12 protein-coding genes, 1 tRNA gene and 1 pseudogene are annotated in these 17,634 nt (G+C 68.4%); 7 read left to right on the top strand and 7 right to left on the bottom strand.

What is annotated here, in order from left to right:
• The first annotated feature begins 183 nt into the window (after window positions 1-183).
• The 6 genes from VI238_RS06675 to VI238_RS06700 all read left to right on the top strand — a co-directional run bounded on the left by VI238_RS06675 (window position 184) and on the right by VI238_RS06700 (window position 7,597).
• Window positions 184-741, top strand: coding sequence for a GspH/FimT family pseudopilin (locus VI238_RS06675; protein ID WP_331649736.1), 558 nt, complete (start codon window positions 184-186; stop codon window positions 739-741).
• Window positions 742-782: 41 nt separating this feature from the next.
• Window positions 783-859, top strand: a tRNA-Asn gene (locus tag VI238_RS06680).
• 226 nt (window positions 860-1,085) lie between these two features.
• Window positions 1,086-2,153, top strand: coding sequence for a sensor histidine kinase (locus tag VI238_RS06685; RefSeq protein ID WP_331649738.1), 1,068 nt, complete (start codon window positions 1,086-1,088; stop codon window positions 2,151-2,153).
• Window positions 2,150-2,953, top strand: coding sequence for a LytTR family DNA-binding domain-containing protein (locus VI238_RS06690; RefSeq protein ID WP_331649740.1), 804 nt, complete (start codon window positions 2,150-2,152; stop codon window positions 2,951-2,953). Before VI238_RS06685 ends, VI238_RS06690 begins: the two co-directional genes overlap by 4 nt.
• 385 nt (window positions 2,954-3,338) lie before the next feature.
• Window positions 3,339-6,449, top strand: a complete 3,111-nt coding sequence (locus VI238_RS06695; protein WP_331649742.1) for an efflux RND transporter permease subunit — start codon at window positions 3,339-3,341, stop codon at window positions 6,447-6,449.
• Between the two features lie 44 nt (window positions 6,450-6,493).
• A complete protein-coding gene (locus tag VI238_RS06700) occupies window positions 6,494-7,597 on the top strand; it encodes an efflux RND transporter periplasmic adaptor subunit (protein WP_331649744.1) in 1,104 nt (367 codons plus the stop codon).
• Between the two features lie 240 nt (window positions 7,598-7,837).
• Here VI238_RS06700 and ppnN read toward each other — a convergent pair whose 3' ends face one another.
• From ppnN to grxD, 6 genes are all read right to left on the bottom strand, one after another.
• Window positions 7,838-9,250: a nucleotide 5'-monophosphate nucleosidase PpnN gene (ppnN, locus tag VI238_RS06705; protein ID WP_414650033.1), complete on the bottom strand. Its 1,413-nt coding sequence runs from the start codon at window positions 9,248-9,250 to the stop codon at window positions 7,838-7,840.
• 107 nt (window positions 9,251-9,357) lie between these two features.
• Complete coding sequence (locus VI238_RS06710) at window positions 9,358-12,573, bottom strand: TonB-dependent receptor (protein ID WP_331649748.1); 3,216 nt, start codon at window positions 12,571-12,573, stop codon at window positions 9,358-9,360.
• Between the two features lie 196 nt (window positions 12,574-12,769).
• Window positions 12,770-14,515 carry a lysophospholipid acyltransferase family protein gene (locus tag VI238_RS06715; protein WP_331649750.1) on the bottom strand — a complete coding sequence of 582 codons (1,746 nt, stop codon included), beginning with the start codon at window positions 14,513-14,515 and terminating at the stop codon, window positions 12,770-12,772.
• 88 nt (window positions 14,516-14,603) lie between these two features.
• A complete protein-coding gene (locus VI238_RS06720) occupies window positions 14,604-15,197 on the bottom strand; it encodes a YhgN family NAAT transporter (RefSeq protein ID WP_331649752.1) in 594 nt (197 codons plus the stop codon).
• A 93-nt stretch (window positions 15,198-15,290) separates the two neighbouring features.
• Window positions 15,291-16,052, bottom strand: a complete 762-nt coding sequence (locus VI238_RS06725) for an SDR family NAD(P)-dependent oxidoreductase (RefSeq protein WP_331649754.1) — start codon at window positions 16,050-16,052, stop codon at window positions 15,291-15,293.
• Window position 16,053: 1 nt separating this feature from the next.
• Complete coding sequence (grxD, locus tag VI238_RS06730; protein ID WP_331649756.1) at window positions 16,054-16,371, bottom strand: Grx4 family monothiol glutaredoxin; 318 nt, start codon at window positions 16,369-16,371, stop codon at window positions 16,054-16,056.
• 207 nt (window positions 16,372-16,578) lie between these two features.
• On the opposite strand from grxD, the gene sodB reads away from it, so the two are divergent.
• Entirely contained in the window at window positions 16,579-17,157 is a 579-nt protein-coding gene (gene sodB, locus VI238_RS06735; protein ID WP_331649758.1) for a superoxide dismutase [Fe], read from the top strand.
• Between the two features lie 166 nt (window positions 17,158-17,323).
• On the opposite strand, the pseudogene VI238_RS06740 reads toward sodB, so the two are convergent.
• A pseudogene (locus VI238_RS06740) lies at window positions 17,324-17,634 on the bottom strand (5-(carboxyamino)imidazole ribonucleotide synthase); the annotation flags it as partial.

Raw genomic sequence — 17,634 nt, forward strand, 5'->3', positions numbered from 1 at the left:
GACACGAGCTGGAAACGTTCGATCATCGCGACCTCCACGCAGGGACGAAGTATAGGGGCGCAGGGCATCGCGACATTCGCGCCGGGCGGCACGCGGATTTCCTACGGTCGAGACATGAGGGCGGCCATCGTCGACGCAAGCGCGCGCCGCGAGCATGGATACCTCTCGACAAAGGAGGCTCGCATGCTGGACGCACCCGGCCGGACGCGCGGACACACGCTCGTCGAACTCGTCGTCACGCTCGCGATCGTCGCCACGCTCGTGACGATCGCCCTGCCCGCATTCGGCCGCCTGATCGGGCGCACGCGCAGCCAGACCGCGCGCAGCGACCTCGAGTTCTCGCTGAACCAGGCGCGCCTCGCCGCGGCCAGCCGCAACCTGCACGTGGTCGCTTGCCCGAGCCGCGACTTCGACGACTGCGAGCCGACCACGCGCTGGCACCCGGGCTGGCTCGTGTTCGCGGACTCCGATCACGATGGCCACCACGCCGCCGGCGAGCCCGTCATCGCGACGAATCAGGCGCGCGATGCAGGCGTCGGCATCCTTGCCACGGCCGGGCGAATGCGCATCGACTATCGCCCCGACGGCAGCGCCGCCGGAACGAACGTCACGCTGACCGTCTGCGACCGCGCCGCACAGGCCGACGACGCATCGACGATCGTGGTCGGCCCGAGCGGGCGCGTGCGACACGGCCGGGCGACGCCCGCGGCCGCCGCGGCCTGCCTCGCGGCCGCCCCCTGAGGCTTGACGGGCGTCCGGGCACGACCCAGAATACGCGGCTCGCCCGAATAGCTCAGCTGGTTAGAGCACTTGACTGTTAATCAGGGGGTCGTTGGTTCGAGTCCAACTTCGGGCGCCAGTCATGTTACGCAAGGGGCCGCAGCGATGCGGCCCCTTCGTTTTTTCGGGCCTGCAACGTCCGCGTGGCGAGTCCGCGCGCGAGGTCGGCGCGATCACGCCTCGCGGCGCCGCAGTAACGGGCTGCGCCGAGGCGAACGGTGGCCGCGCCGCGCCGAGCGGCGACTGCGTGCGGCCGAATCATCCTATGATCCCGCCATGGGTCGGGGCCGCCGCATGTCACGTCGATGATGAACCGCCAGCGCCAGTTCTGGTTGCTGCAGACCGGGGCGTGGACCGCCTATGGGATCGAGAGTTTCCTGTCCGAGATCGGCTACGGGCGGCCGCTCGACATGTGGCGGCTCAACGCCTACGACGCGCTCTGCGGTTTCCTCCTCACGCTCGGCATCCGCGCCGTGCTCAAGGGCACCTGGTCGCATCCGCCGGCGCAGCGCGTGCGCTGGGGCATCGGCGCGCTCGTTGTCGCCTCGATCGTCGGTGGCTACGCCTGGTGGCTCGCGGTGTCGACGATGTGCGTCGAATGCAAGCCACCGAAGAGCTGGCTCGGTTATCTTTCCTACTTCTTCGGCTGGCTCCAGCTGCTCGTCGCCTGGACCGGCGCGTATGTCGGCATCAAGCTCGCGCGCCAGCTGCAGCACGAGAAGGAGACCGCGCTGCAGGCGACCGCGATGGCGCACCAGGCGCAGCTGCGCATGCTGCGCTACCAGCTCAACCCGCATTTCCTGTTCAACACGCTCAACGCGATCTCGACGCTCGTGCTCGACGGCCGCAGCGAGCAGGCGAACGGCATGGTGGGCGCCCTGTCCGGCTTCCTGCGCTACTCGCTCGACAGCGACCCCGAGCAGAAGGTCTCGCTGGACCAGGAGATCGGCTCGATCCAGCGCTATCTCGCGATCGAGCAGGTCCGCTTCGGCGACCGCCTCAAGGTCGGCATCCTCGTCACCCCACCGGCCGGCGATGGCCTCGTGCCGAGCCTGATCCTTCAGCCGCTGATCGAGAATGCCGTCAAGTTCGGCATCTCCAAGCGTGAGGAAGGCGGCCGCATCGAGATCATCGCGCGCGTCGTCGACGGCGGCGTGCTCGACATCGTGCTGCGCGACAACGGCCCCGGCAGCCTCAGCTACCGGCCCGAGCGCGCCGACGGCCAGGGGGTCGGCCTCACCAATACGCGCGAGCGCCTGCGCGTGCTGTACGGCGATCGCCAGCACTTCGAGATCGTGCGCCTGCAGCCGCAGGGCACCGAAGTGCGCCTGCAGTTCCCGTTCGAAACCGCCAGCGAAACCCGCACCCGATGAGCATCCGTACCCTGATCGTCGACGACGAACCCCTCGCGCGCCGCGGCATCGCGTTGCGGCTCGCACGCCACCCCGACATCGAGATCGTCGGCGAAGCCTCGAACGGCCGCGAAGCGTTCTTCGCGATCTCCGAGCACCTGCCCGCTCTGATGTTCCTCGACGTGCAGATGCCCGGCGTCGACGGCTTCGAACTGCTGCGCGCGGTGCCGCTCGCGCAGCTGCCACTGACCGTGTTCGTGACCGCCTACGACCAGTACGCGCTGCAGGCGTTCGACGCGAACGCGATCGACTACCTGCTCAAGCCGATCGAGGACGCCCGCCTCGATGCCGCGGTCGAGCGCGTGCGGCGTGCGCTCGCCGCGCGCGAATCCGACGACCATTGCGCGCGCCTGTTGCGCCTGCTCGGCAACGTGTCGGGACGACCGGACCTCACGCTCGACCAGGCGCTCGTCGACGCCGACCGCATGGCGCAGCCGGTCGAGGAACGCCTCTCGATCCGCGACGCCGGGCGCATCCTGCGCGTGCCGCTCGAGGAGATCCTGTGGATCGACGCGGCCGGCGACTACATGTGCGTGCACACCGGCAAGGATACCCACGTACTGCGCGCGACGATGCGCGAACTCGAGGGGCGGCTCGATCCGCGCCGCTTCCAGCGCATCCATCGCTCGACGATCGTCAACGTCGGGCGCGTCAAGGAGTTGCGCGCGCACCTCAACGGCGAGTATTTCCTCATCCTCGACTCGGGCCAGCAGCTCAAGCTGTCGCGCAGCTACAAGGACAAGGTGCGCCTGCTGCACTGAGTCGGCGGCACCCGGGCACGGGCGACCGCTCCCCCGCGTCAGACCTCGCCGGGCTCGGCGGATCACGCGCGCGCCCTTCGCGTGACGCTTCGCACGCGCGCGGAACCGTCGCCGAACACCGCTTCGCGGCGGGCGGAACGTGCCGACGACGACGATCGTGGCTGCGGTCATCTCACGCCGTCCCCTGCCCGTGGGGCGGCGAGTCCATCCGCGCCGTCCGCCCCCGGCGACGGCCTGGCGCAGGGAAGGCGTTTCCCTCGGTGCCGTCGCACGCCTCGCCGTAGCCGGGCCACCGTTCGTCGCAATCGACGCAACCCTTGTTACTCCTGGCGCATCCATTCCCGGCGACGGCGGCGCACGCTGGCGTCGAGCCGGGAGACCTGCCATGCGCCTGATCCAAGCGTCGATCCGCAATCCCATCGCGGTCTGCGTCGCCGTCCTGCTCGTCTGCCTGTTCGGCGGCATGAGCCTCGCCAAGCTGCCGCTGCAGCTGTTCCCGGACATCGACCGGCCGAACATCACGATCTTCACGAACTGGCGCGCGGCGTCGCCCGAGGAAGTCGAGGCGCAGCTGCTCGAGCCCGAGGAGCAGGTGCTGCAAGGCCTCGCCGGCGTCGAGCAGATCGAGGGCAACGCCAACAACGGCGGCGCGTTCATCAACCTCGAGTTCGCGATCGGCACCGACATGCGCGCCGCGCTCGTCGACGTGATCGGCCGCATCAACCGCATGCGGCCGCTGCCGCAGGACGCCGACCGACCGGTCATCCAGATCGGCGGCGGTGGCAACGACTCGAACGACTCGCTGTCGTGGTTCTTCGTCCAGCTGCTGCCCGGCACGCAGGGGCCGATCGAGAGCTACCGCCGCTACATCGAGGACGTGATCCGCCCGCGCATCGAGGCCGTGCCCGGCGTCGCCTCGGTCAACGTCAATGCGGGCCCGCCCGACGACGTGCGCATCACGGTCGACCTCGCGAAGGCGGCCGCGATGGGCATTCCGATCACCGACATCGCGCGCAAGGCGGCGGCCGCCAACGACGTCTCCGGCGGCCAGGTCGAAGTCGGCCGGCGCCAGTACCAGCTGCGCTTCACCGGCCGCTACACGCCCGAGCAGCTCGGCGAACTCGTGCTCGCCTGGCGCGACGGCCGTCCGATCAAGCTCGGCGACGTCGCCACGGTCGAACGCAAGCCGCCCGAACAGCAGTTCTTCGTCTACCAGAACGGCAACCCGGCGATCGGCCTGCAGGTGCTGCGCGCGCCGGGCGCGAACGTGCTCGGCACGCTCGAACAGGTCAAGAAGGTCGTCGCCGAGCTGCGCGACGGGCCGCTCAAGGCGCGCGGGCTCGGCATCGAGCAGAGCTTCGACTCCGCGTTGTTCATCCACCGCGCGGTGAACCTGCTCACCGAGAACCTCATCGTCGGCGCGCTGCTCGCGCTGCTGTGCGTATGGTGGTTCATGCGCGACTGGCGCGCGACCGTGCTCATCGCGAGCGCGATCCCGATCTGCCTGCTCGCGACGTTCGGCGCGCTCGACCTCGGCGGCCGCAGCCTCAACGTGATTTCGCTCGCCGGCCTCGCGTTCGCGGTCGGCATGGTGGTCGAGGGCGCGATCGTCGTTTCGGGCAACATCATCCGCCTCAAGGAGGCGGGCATGACGCCGCTCGAGGCCGCGCGCGAAGGTACCGCGCAGGTCGTGCCCGCGCTCGTCGCGTCGACGATCACGACGATCGCGGTATTCCTGCCCGTGCTGTTCCTGCGCGACGTCGAGGGGCAGATCTTCGCCGACCTCGCGCTCACGATTTCGATCGCGGTCGCACTGTCGATCGTCGTTGCGATCACCATGCTGCCCGCCGCAGCCGGCGCGCTCAAGGCGAAGAAGCTCAAATCCGGCTACGGCGACGGCTGGCCCGCGCTGACCGAACGCATCCTGCGCTGGACCAACACGCGACCGAAGCAGCTCGGCTGGGTGTTCGGCCTGCTCGTGCTGCCGTTGTTCGCGAGCTGGTACTTCCTGCCCAAGCTCGATTACCTGCCGCCGGTGAAGCGCGCCGCGATCGACGCGTTCTTCAGCTTCCCGCCCGGCATGAGCCCGGAGAAGGTGAACCGCGAGATCGGCGATACCCTGATCGAACGCCTGAAGCCGTACATGAAAGGCGAGAAGCAGCCCGCGCTGAAGAACTACTACATCTGGCTCTGGCCGGGCGGCGGCACGATCGGCGCGCGCGTCGTCGACGAGAAGCGCATCGGCGACCTCGAGCGCATCATGCGCGACGAGATCACGGTCGGCTTTCCCGACACGCGCGCGTTCGCGACCGAAGGCGAACTCTTCGGCGGCGTCGGCGGCTCGGCGCGCTCGGTCGCGATCCACCTGCAGAGCGACGACGCGGAGACGCTCAACCGCGTCGCCGAGGAAGGTCGCAAGCTGCTCGAGCAGAAGTTCCCGGGCGCCAACGTGCAGGCGAACCCGGCGACCGACCAGACCACGCTCGAACTGCATGCGATCCCCGACGATCGCCGCATCGCCGAGGCGGGCTGGGATCGCGCATCGCTCGGCACCATCGTGCGCGCGCTCGGCGACGGCGCCTGGCTCGGCGAATACTTCGACGGCCAGACGCGCCTGCCGATCATCCTGCGCGCCGATCGACGCGAGACGCCGGAGTCGCTCGCCGAGGCGCCGCTGGTCACGCCGAACGGCCAGGTCGTCCCGCTCGGCGACGTGATCAAGCTCGAGACCGCGCTCGGCCCGAACCAGATCCGTCGCCTCGACCATCGCCGTACGGTCACCCTGACGATGGATCCTCCGCAGACGCTGTCGCTCGAGGACGCGCTGAAGACGATCCAGAACGACGTCGTGCCCGCGCTGCGCGCGAAGCTGCCTGCGGATGCGAACATCCGCCTCGCCGGCAGTGCCGACCGCCTCGAAGCGACCGTGTCGACGATGGCGAAGAACTTCGTGCTCGCGCTGCTCGTGCTGTTCCTGCTCATGGCGGCGATGTTCCGCTCGCTGCGCGACGCGCTCGTGGTCGTGCTCACGGTGCCGGTCGCGCTCGTCGGCGGCGTGCTCGGACTGCGCGTGCTCGGCGCGGTCGCGTTCCAGCCGCTCGACCTGCTGACGATGATCGGTTTCATCATGATGGTCGGCGTCATCGTCAATCATGCGATCCTTCTCGTCGACCGCACGCGCGATGCGCAGAACCACGGCCATACGCTCGAGGAATCGATCCGCCTCGCGCTCAACCAGCGCCTGCGCGCGATCCTCGCCAGCACACTCACCGGTGCGCTCGGCGCGCTGCCGATGGCGGTCAATCCCGGGCCGGGCAGCGTGATCTATCGCGGCCTCGCCGCGGTCAACGTCGGCGGCGTCGTCGTCGCGATGGTGTTCTCGCTGCTGCTGCTGCCGAGCCTCATGCGCCTGACCACGCGCGAGCGCAGGCAGGACGCGCTGCCGGCGCCGACGCCGTCGGGCGAGCAGCGGCCTGCGGTCGCGCGCGCCGCCTGAACACGCCGATCCCACCTGACTGCCGCATACGACTGGAGGTCACCATGCATCGCCATCACCGAACGTGCCGCGTCCTGCTCGGGCTCGCATTCGCCCTGCCCGCCCTCGCCGCAGCACAGGCGCCCGCCGCGCCCGCGGCGATCGTCGAGGTCGCCAAGGCGGGCATGGCGGAGATCGCGCCGCGCCGCTGGGTGCCCGGCAGCGTCGTCAGTCGCGACGACGCCAAGCTCGCGACGAGCGCAGCCGGCCGCCTCGAATACGTCGCCGAAGTCGGCACGCGCATCAAGGCGGGGGAGCGCGTCGCCAAGCTCGAGGACGAGGCGATCCGCCTGCATCTCGAGGACGCGCGCAGCGAGGTCGAGCGCATCAAGGCGCAGCGCGCGCTCGCGATGCGCCAGAGCGAACGCTACGAGCGCCTCGCCGAGAATCGCAGCATCGCCGCCAACCAGGTCGACGAAGCCCGCGCGCAGGTCGAGCAGTACAGCGCACAGCTGCGCCAGGCCGAGGCGCGCGTTCGCACGGCCCAATACGAACTCGAGCAGACCGAGGTGCGCGCGCCGTTCCCGGGCGTCGTCACCGAGCGCCTCGCGCAGCGCGGCGAGTTCGTCGCCACCGGCGCCGCGATCGCCCACCTCGTCGATACCACGCGACTCGAGGCGCGCGTGCAGGCGCCGCTCGCATTGGCCGAAATGCTGAAGGCGGACATGGAATTGCCGGTCCGCATCGGCGAGGCGACGTCGAAGGCACGCGTGCGCGCGGTCGTCCCCGTCGGGGAGGAGCGCTCGCGCCAGTTCGAGCTCCGCCTCGCCCTGCTCGACGCGCAGCCGCTGGTCGGCAGCGCGATCGAAGTCGCCCTGCCCGAGCGCACGCCCGTGCGCGCGATGGCGGTGCCGCGCGACGCGCTCGTCGTGCGCGCCGACGGCAGCTACGTCATGCGCATCGGCACCGATGGCACGAGCGAGAAGGTGGCCGTGCGCGCGGGCGCCAGCGACGGCGAACTCACCGAAGTCGATGGCGCGCTCGCCGCGGGCGACCTCGTCGTCGTGCGCGGCGCCGAGCGACTCGCCGAAGGCAGGAAAGTGCAGATCGCCTCGCGCAGCCAGGTCGTCGCGGGCGTCACCTCGACCGCCGCGAAGCCCCCGGGCTGAGGACCTTCGCCGGGGCCTGTGGCTTCAAAGCGGAAAGATTGAAACACGAAGGACACGAAGAACACGAAGGAAGGCAGGGAAAGGTTGAAGCTCCGAACACGGAACGCATGAAGGCAAACTCCACGTGCGCCTTCGTTGCGTGTTAAAAACTCCATTTGCTTTTCGCTCTTCTTCGTGTCCTTCGTGTCCTTCGTGTTTCAGGCTTTGATACCCGCTTTCGAGCGGGGCGACGGCGCGACGTCAGTCGGTGAGGACGCGGTAGCACGGCACGTAGCGCGAGCCGGGCAGCTTCATGCGCTGCTGCACGACGAAGCTCGCGAGCAGCGCATCGAGTGCCTGCATGATGTCGCGGTCGCCGTGGATCTCGAATGGGCCGTACTGCTCGATCGCGCGCATGCCGCCCTCCTTGACGTTGCCGGCGACGATGCCGGAGAACGCGCGGCGCAGGTCCGCGGCGAGGCGGTGCGGCGGCTGGTCGCGGTGCAGGTTGAGGCCGGCCATCGCGGCGTGCGTCGGCTGGAACGGGACCTGGAACTCCCGCTCGATGTGCAGCGCCCAGTTGAAGAAGAACGCGTCCTGGTTGTTGAGGCGGAACAGGCGCACGCGCTCGATGCCCTTGCGGATCTGCCTCGCGACCTCGGCCGGGTCGTCGACGACGATGGAGTAGTGCTGCGCGACGTCGTCGCCGAGCGACAGGCGCAGGAAGCGGTCGATCTGCTCGAAGTAGGCCGCCGATTCGGCCGGCCCGGTGAACACGAGCGGGAACGGCAATGGCGCGTTGTCCGGGTGCAGCAGGATGCCGAGCAGGTAGAGGATCTCCTCGGCGGTACCGACGCCGCCCGGAAACACGATGATCGCGTGGCCGACGCGCACGAACGCCTCGAGCCGCTTCTCGATGTCCGGCATGATCACGAGGTTGTTGACGATCGGATTCGGCGACTCGGCAGCGATGATGCCCGGCTCGGTGATCCCGATGTAGCGATTGCTGTGCCGGCGCTGCTTCGCGTGCGCGATCGTCGCGCCCTTCATCGGCCCCTTCATCGCGCCGGGGCCGCAGCCCGTGCAGATGTCGTAGGCGCGCAGGCCGAGCTCGTAGCCGACCTTCTTGGTGTAGAGATACTCGTTTCGCCCGATCGAATGGCCGCCCCAGCAGACGACGAGGTTCGGGTCGGTGTTCGGCCGCAGCACGCGCGCGTTGCGCAGGATCTCGAACACCGCGTGCGTGATGCCCGGCGATGTCTCGAGGTCGAACGCACCCGCTTCGATCTGGTTGGCGACATAGACGATATCGCGCACGACCGCGAACAGCAGCTCGTTCACGCCGTGGATGAGATGGCCGTCGACGAACGCTTCAGCCGGCGCGTGGGCAAGTTCGAGCTTGACGCCGCGGTCCTGCTGCAGGATCTGCACGTCGAAATCGGGATAGCGGTCGAGCAGCGCGCGCGCATCGTCACTGCCGCTGCCCTGGGTCAGTACCGCCAGCGCGCAGCGGCGCAGCAGCTCGTGCAGGCCGCCCGCGCCGGCATCACGCAGGCGCGCGACCTCCTGGCGGGACAGGACGTCGAGACCGGCGACCGGCGAGATGCGTGCGCTGAACGTCGCGGACGGGGTCGGGACAGGCTCCATGCGTCGTGCTTCCTCGGTTTTCTTCATGAATCGCTAGCAATGCCACCGCGCGATGCCGCGGTCAAGCGGATGCCCGGAAAAAGCGAACGGCCGGCGCGAGGCGCCGGCCGTCCGATGCAGCGGTGCAGCGTGGATCAGAACGTGTAGCGCAGGGTCACGAGCACCGACCAGCGCGACTGCGCGACCGCGTCTTCCTTGACGAACTGCGGCGCGTTGAAATGGCCGTCGCTCGTCGTCGGCAGCGAGTAGATGTACTGGCCCGTCGCCGGATCGATGCCGCGGAAGTTGGCGATGCCGCGGGTGAAGCCGCCGGCGCTCGCGAACGGCACGTCGTAGATCTGGCCCCACTTCTTGTTCAGCATGTTGCCGAAGTTGAAGATGTCGAAGCGCAGCTCGCCCTTGTGGTCCTTGAAGATGCCCGGGACTTCCTGGCGGAAGCTCAGGTTGATCTGGTTGATCCACGGCGAGGTCGCGCCGTTCTGGCCGGTCACGCCACCCTGGTGGTTGCGCAGGTAGTCGTTACCCTTGATGAACGCGTAGAACTCGTCGATCGCGGCCTGCGACGTACCGTTGACGAACTGCACCTGGCCCGGCTTCGGCACGAACAGCAGGTCGTTGTTCGCGATGCCGTCGCCGTTCGCGTCGTTGCCGTAGACGAAGCTGTACGGCTGGCCGCTGTGGCCGTCGTAGAACGCGGACACGCTCGTGATGTAGTCACCGAAGAACTTGTGCTGCCAGGTCAGCGTGCCGAGGATGCGCGCCTTCACGTCGTAGTTCGAGCGGTAGGCGATCGCCTCGTTCGGGTTGTACGTCGCGCGGCCGCTGAAGTTGCTCGACGCCTGGCTCGACGTGCCCGGGTTCACTTCGGTCGCGCGGCCGATCGTCAGGCTCGTGCCGCCGGAGAAGCCCTCTTCCTTGAACGGCGTCTGCAACGACAGCGTCAGCGAGTTCGATTCGCCCTTGCCGGTGTTGGTCAGGTACGTCGACGCGCCACCGAAGGCGGGGTTGCTGCCGTAGCGCTGCAGGCCCGAGTAGCCGCTCGGCGTCGTGCCGCCCGCCCATGCCGCCGGGTCGGTGTTGCGCCAGTAGCTGATGCGGCCGTCCGGCAGCGTGCCGTTGCCCGGGCCGAGGTTGATTTCCTGGTACCACAGGCCGTGGCGCACGCCGACGTGGGCGAATTCCGCGGTCGCGACGAGGCCCCACCACGGCAGCTCGCGGTCGAATGCGAGGCTTGCCTTGAGCACGGTCGGCAGCTGGAAGTTCTTGTCGACGGTGTCGACGGTCTGCTGCGCGCTGGGCGCCGTGTTCGGCGGCACCTGGTGGTACGGATCGGCGATGAAGCCCGAGCCGTTCGAGCCGAAGAACGTCTGCACGCTGAGGCCGTTGTTCGAGTACGGGTTGCTCAGCCACACGCCCGGCGTCATGCCTTCGCTGATGCCCATGCCGCCGCGCAGCTGGGTCTTGTACTCGGTGTCGAACGTGTAGTTGAACGACGCGCGCGGCTCGAACACGCTGTTGCCGTCGATCGTGCCCTGGTTCGAGTAACCGAACGCTTGCTGGAACGACGCGTTGTACGGCGGCTTGTCGCCCGTCTTCGGGATGTCCCAGCGCAGGCCGTACTGCAGCGACAGCTGCGGGGTGACCTGCCAGACGTCCTGCGCGAACAGGCCCCACTGGTCGAGTTCCCACTGCGCGGCGACGCTGTTGATGTCGCCGTTGGTCGGACGATACAGGTTGTAGGTCGCCCAGTTGCCCGCTTCGAAATCGTCGATCGAGGAGAACTGGTACGCGCCGAACTCGGTGCGCCCGAACAGGTTGAAGAACTTGTCGCGCTGGAAATCGAAGCCGGCCTTGACGGTGTGGTCGCCGAGGAACCAGTTGCCGGCGAAGAACGCGTTGTACGTCTTCACGCCGAGCACGTTGTAGTGGCGGAACTGGTCGGTGCCGAGGAACACCGACGGCTTGTTCGACGCGCAGCCATCGATGCAGACCTGGACCTGCGGCTGGTCGGCGAGCGTCTTGGAAACCGCGTCGTACTTGCCGTACGACACCGACGCTTCGGTCGAGAACGTGTCGTTCCAGTCGTCGTACAGGTTCAGCACGTAGCTCTCGAGGTTGCGGTTCTGCACGTACGAGTAGCTCGAGAGGCTCAACGTGTTCGCGTTGAACGTCTGGATGATCGGCTGGTCGCTCTTGGTCTTGTTGTAGCGGAAGCTCGCGCGGTGGCCGTCGGCGATGTTCCAGTCGAGCTTGGCGAGGTAGAGCTTGTTGTCCTGGTTCGCATCCGACGCCGACAGATTGCCGGGCGTCATGCCGTAGTCGCTCGCGATCTGCGTGATGCGGTCGATCTGCTCCTGCGTGATGTTGACCGTATTGGTCGCGCCGGAGCCGATCGGACCGAAGGTCGGGCCCGGAGCGAGCGTCTTGGACTCTTCGTAGCTCAGGAAGAAGAACAGCGTGTCCTTGATGATCGGGCCGCCGAGCGTCGCGCCGTAGGTCTTCTTCGCGTTGTAGCCCTTGAAGTCGTTCGGCTCGTCGCTCGTGAGGTCCTTCGCGTTCGTGTACGCGTAGTAGGCGTCGCCGTGGAACTCGTTGGTGCCGGCCTTCGTCACGATGTTGATGTTGGCGCCGACCGCGCGCTTGTTGGTGACGTCGTAGTTCGCGGTCGAGATGTTGTATTCCTCGATCGCGTCGAACGACAGCGGCTGGTTCAGCGACGGCAGCCCGTTCGGCTCGAGGCCGAACGAATCGTTGGTCGGCACGCCGTCGATCGTGATGTTGTTGTAGCGGCTGTTCTGGCCGAGCGCGGAGATTTCGCCGCGCGCGACGTTGGTGATCGTGATGTGCGGATCGGTGCGCGCGATGTCCTGGATCGAACGGCTCGGGTTCGGGATGACCTTGAGCTCGCGCTGCGAGACGTTGCTGCTGAGGCCCTTGTTGTCGGCCTGGAACGTCGCGCCCGGCGCGATCGCGGTGACCGTGACGCCTTCGAGCGTCTGCGACGCGGCGGCGTTCACGGTCAGGTTGAGGGTGGTTTCCTCGGCGAGCTTGAGGTAGACGTCCGGCTGATCGGCGCTTTCGCCGTGGTCGCCAGACGCCTTCACTTCGAACGGACCGCCGACGCGCAGGCCCTGCGCGTTGTAGCGGCCGTTCTCGTCGGCGACGACGGTGCGCGAGGTGCCCGACGGCACGTGGATGATTTCGACCGTCGCGCCGGCGACCGGCTTGCCGGCCGCGTCGACGATGCGACCGCTGATCGACGACGACGTGTTCTGCGCGAAGGCGCTCGACGCCGCGAAGAGCGAACCGATCACCCACGGCAGGAGCCGCATGCGAAGTTGCTTGTTCATTGCTGCCTTTCCCTCGTAACGTGCGAAATGTCGGACACAAAAGCCGCATCGCGCGTCCCGTTGCGGGGGCGCTTGCGGTAGCGGCTGAGCGTTTCTTGTATGGACCGTCCCTGAACGGCCAGGACCCGCTGGCCATACGGTCGCGCATCCTTAACTCTAGTTTAACAGGGTTCGATGACGGATTTGTAACATCGAGTCAAGCGGCCGGCCGCTCGCTCCGGCGCGAGGCAGGCTCGAGGTAGCGCGCCCGCTTGGCCGGACGCAACCGCCCCAAGTCCAGCCGGACGAGGCCGTCGACGCATCCGCCGAACGCGGGGTCGACGCCGAAGTCGAGGAACCGCACGCCGTCGGCCTCGCACAAATCCGCATACTGCCGGTACAGCACCGGCAGCGGTGCGTCGAGCGCCGCGAGTCGGGCGCGCAACACGCCGATCCCCTCCTCGATCGGTCGCCCGGCCCATGCTGCGGTAGCTGCCGCCTCCACGTGCGCCGAGATGACGAACGGGTTACGAGCCCGCGCCAGCGATTCGCCCGCGCCGAAGTAGTGCCGGTGGTAGTGCACGATCCATTCGCGCGCTTCGAACGGCAACGCCGCACTGAGGCTGACCGGGCCGAGCAGGTAGCGCAGGTGCGGCCGGCCGCGCAGGTAGGCGCCGATTCCCTGCCACAGGTAGTCGAGGCTGCGCGATCCCCAGTATGCCGGCTGGACGAAACTGCGGCCGAGCTCGACCGCTTGGTCGAGGAAGGTCCGCGCTTCCGGGGCATAGTCGAACAGGCTCGCCGAATAGAGCCCATCGAGGCCGCGCTCGCGCAGGATGGCCCCCGCCTCGCCGAGGCGGTAGGCACCGACGATCGCGAGTGCGTGCTCGTCCCACAGCACGAGGTGGCGATAGTGCGCGTCGTAGCGATCGAGGTCGCGGCGCGCGCCCGTGCCTTCGCCGACGCGGCGGAACGCGAGTTCGCGCAACCGGCCGATCTCGCGCAGCGCGGCGCAGTCGGGGTCGGCCTCGAGCAGCAGGATCTGCTTGCCGTCGAACGTGTGGCCGAGCGGTTCCGCCGCACGCAGCGCGCGACGCACCGCGAGCGGCGATTCCGGATGCGCGATCGCGGTGGAGGTCGGGAACACCGTCGGCCGGCGCCGCGCGAGGCGGTAGACGTGGCGGCGCATCTGCCGCGCGATCCGGTCCGGCTGCCCCGACGCCGCGCGCAACGCGCCCTCCGGCACGATCTCGCCGACCTGGAAGCCGATGCGTGCGCGTTCGGCCGTGAAGATCTCGCGCGCGAGCATGAGCGCGGCGAGCGGCTTGGCGAGCATCGACACGCCGTAGAACATCGGCGAATTCTGCGCGGTGATGTGCACCGGCAGCACCGGTGAACCGGTCTTCATCGCGAGTCGCGCAAAGCCCGCCGACCAGGCCGAATCGCGCACCCCCTGCGCGCCCATGCGCGACACCTCGCCGGAGGGGAACACGACGAGCGCCTCGTCGCGTTCGAGCGCGCGATAGGCCGCGCGCGCACCGCCGAGCGCACTGCCCGCTCCGAAAACCGGCAACGGCAGCAGCAGCGACGACAGCGCGTCGAACTGCATGAGGACGTCGTTGGCGAGCACCTTGACGTCGCGCCGGACCGAGCCGACCAGATGAATCAGCGCGAGCGCGTCGAGCGCGCCGAGCGGGTGGTTGGCGACGATGACGGCGCGCCCCTCCACCGGGATGTTCTCACGATCGGTGTTGGCGATGCTGTAGCTGACCTTGAGGTGTTCGAGCACGTGCTCGACGAACGCGAAGCCGCGCAGCGATGCCGCCTGCCCGAGGATCGCATTGATGCGTTCCTCGCACGCGATGCGTCGCAACAGCGCCACCACCGGCTGCGCGAGCGCGCGAGCGCGCCCCTCGGCGAGGCGCGGAAATTTTTCGTAGAAACTGCGTTCGACGCTGATCAAGGCGCATCCCCCGAAGCCGCCCGCACGCTAGCGCGCGCGTGTTACAGGCGCGTGGACGGCGCTGCCGGGCGGCGGGGGCGCCGGGCGCTCAGCGCAGCGGATGCAGGTAGGCGACGACGCCGTCGAGGAACATCTGCACCGACAACGCGACGAGCAACATGCCCATCAGGCGCTCGATCGCGGTCAGCACGCTCGTGCCAAGCCAGCGATACAGATAGGTCGACGACAGCAGGATGATCGCGGTCGCGAGCCACGCGACGAACAGCGCGACGCTCCAGTCGACCGTGCGTCCCGGATTGCTGTTCGCGAGCAGCATCACCGCCGCCATCGCGGAGGGCCCGGCGACGCCGGGGATCGCCATGGGCACGATGAACGGCTCGCCTTCGCTGTCCCCGAACACGCCGCCTTCCCTGGGCGGGAAGATCATGCGCACGCCGATCAGGAACAGCACGATGCCGCCCGCGATGCCGACCGACTCCTGCTTGAGCTGCAGGATGTGCAGCAGGTACTGGCCGCCGAACAGGAACACGAACAGCACCACCAGCGCGATGACCATCTCGCGCACGAGCACGAGTCGCCGCCGCTCCGGCCGTACGTTGCGCAGCAACGCGAGGAACAGCGGGATGTTGCCGAGCGGGTCCATGATGAGGAACAGCAGCAGGCCCGCCGAGACCGTGCTCATCGAACTTTCCATCGGGCTCCCCTGGAACGCGTGCGGTTCACGAAAAATCAAGGCGGAAGCGGAAAGATTTCAGGCTTTTGAATCTCCACGCGGCTAACGCAGATCGAGCACCTTGCCGCGCACGCCGATCGCGTCGGCGCCGAGCAGCCAGGCGACCGCCTGCGCGGCCGCGGCGGGATCGGGTTGCGCCAGCGTGTCCTCGCCATAGTACGCCGCGCGGCGCAACGTCGTGCGCATCGGCCCCGGCAGCAGCGCGTGCGCGCGCACGGCTGAACTCTCGGTTTCCTCGTGCACGATCGACGCGAGGCCCTGCAGCGCGCACTTGGACACGCCGTAGCCGCCCCAGTACGCGTTGCCGACCCGCGCGGGGTCGTCGAACACGAACACGATCGCGGCATCGTCGGCGCGTCGCAGCAACGGCATGCACGCTTGCGTGAGCAGGAACGGCGCGGTCAGGTTGACCTGCAGGTTGCGATGCCACTCCTCCGGCGCCTGCTGCTCGAACGGTTGCAGCGTGTCGAAGTGCGCGGCCGCGTGCACGATGCCGTCGAGACGGCCGCATTCGCGTTCGACCGCCGCGGCGAGGTCGGCATGATCCTTAGGCGTCGCACCGGCGAGATCCATCGGATACAGCGCCGGAATCGCGCCGCCGAGATGCTCGATCTCGTCGTACAGCATTTCGAGCGGCCGCACCTTGCGCCCGAGCAGCACGACGGTCGCCCCCGCTGCCGACGCCGCGAGCGCACTCGCGCGGCCGAGGCCGCCGGTCGCGCCCGTGACGAGCACGACGCGCCCGCGCAGCGAGTCGGCCGCCGGCACGCAGGTGCCGGCCGCGCGTTGCACTGGAGCGAGCACTTCAGGCCTTCCGCGCGTCCTGCACGAGGCGCTCGAGCTCGCCCGACTCGTACAGTTCCAGCGTGATGTCGCAGCCGCCGATGAGTTCGCCGTGAATGAACAGCTGCGGGAAGGTCGGCCAGTTCGAGTATCGCGGCAGGTTCGCGCGGACTTCCGGATCCTCGAGGACGTTGATCGAATGGAAATCGGCACCGACCGCCTTGAGCGCCTGCGCCGTGCGGCTCGAGAAGCCGCACATCGGGAATTGCGGCGTCCCCTTCATGAACAGCACGATCGGATGATCGGCGAGGGTGCCCTTGATGCGTTCGATGATGTCCATGGCTGGCCTTCTTGATCGTCGGCGCACGCTGCGCACAATCGACTATGGTACCACCGCGTTTCGCGCGTCGATCCGCGCGCTCCAGGGCGGTCGCCTTCGACACGCCTGCCTGCGGCACGCACCACGGCGCCGGCCTCGCCGCGATCCGGCGGCGAGGCACATCCTGCTAGACTGGACGACCCTACCCCATCGGCAAGGAGTGTACCCATGGCGATCGAACTGCCCCCGCTTCCGTGGGCGCGTGACGCGCTGGCCCCGCACATCTCGGCGGAGACCATCGACTATCACTATGGCAAGCACCACCAGACCTACGTCACCAACCTCAACAACCAGATCAAGGGCACCGAGTTCGAGAACCTCTCGCTCGAGGAGATCATCCGCAAGGCGTCCGGCGGCATGTTCAACAATGCCGCGCAGGTCTGGAACCACACGTTCTACTGGAACTGCCTGAAGCCGAATGGCGGCGGCGAGCCGAGCGGGCGCCTCGCCGATGCGATCGCCAAGGCGTTCGGCGGCTTCACGCAATTCAAGGACGAGTTCACCAAGACCAGCGTCGGCACGTTCGGCTCCGGCTGGGGCTGGCTCGTGCAGCGTCCGGACGGCAGCCTCGCGCTCGCGAGCACGTCGAACGCGGGGACGCCGATCACGGGCGCGGATCGCCCGCTTCTCACGTGCGACGTGTGGGAGCACGCGTACTACATCGACTACCGCAACGCGCGTCCGAAGTACGTCGAAGCATTCTGGAATCTCGTGAACTGGGACTTCGTCGCGAGCCAGATGGCCTGACGCCGTCGACACCGCCGCGAAAAAGCCGCTCGTCGAGCGGCTTTTTCGTTTGCGGATCGCGCCGCGCGATGCGGCGTCCGCCCGGCGCACGCGCGCCGTCGCCGACGGCGAGAGCAATATCGCGGCGACAAGGATCGTCGGTCGGCGCCCGCGCGGCGGCGGCGGGTCAGTCGAGCGCCGCGATGACCGGTGCGACCTGCGCCTCGCGCCCGAGCGCGGCACCGATGCGCAGGAGCCGCTCGCGCATCCCGGCGGCATCGTTCGCGCAGAAGGTCGCGTGCCCGACCTTGCGCCCTGGCCGCGGGCTCTTGCCGTAGTCGTGCCAGTGCGCGCGCGGCTCGGCCAGTACCGGGTTCGCGGGCGGCAGTTCGCCGACCCAATTCAGCATCACGTTGACGCCGAGCGCGCTCGTATCGCCGAGCGGCAGGCCGAGCACGGCACGCACGTGGTTCTCGAACTGGCTAGCGGGCGCGCCCT

Origin of the sequence: Dokdonella sp. (genome assembly GCF_036518555.1) — a bacterium.
Classification (GTDB): Bacteria; Pseudomonadota; Gammaproteobacteria; order Xanthomonadales; family Rhodanobacteraceae; genus Dokdonella_A.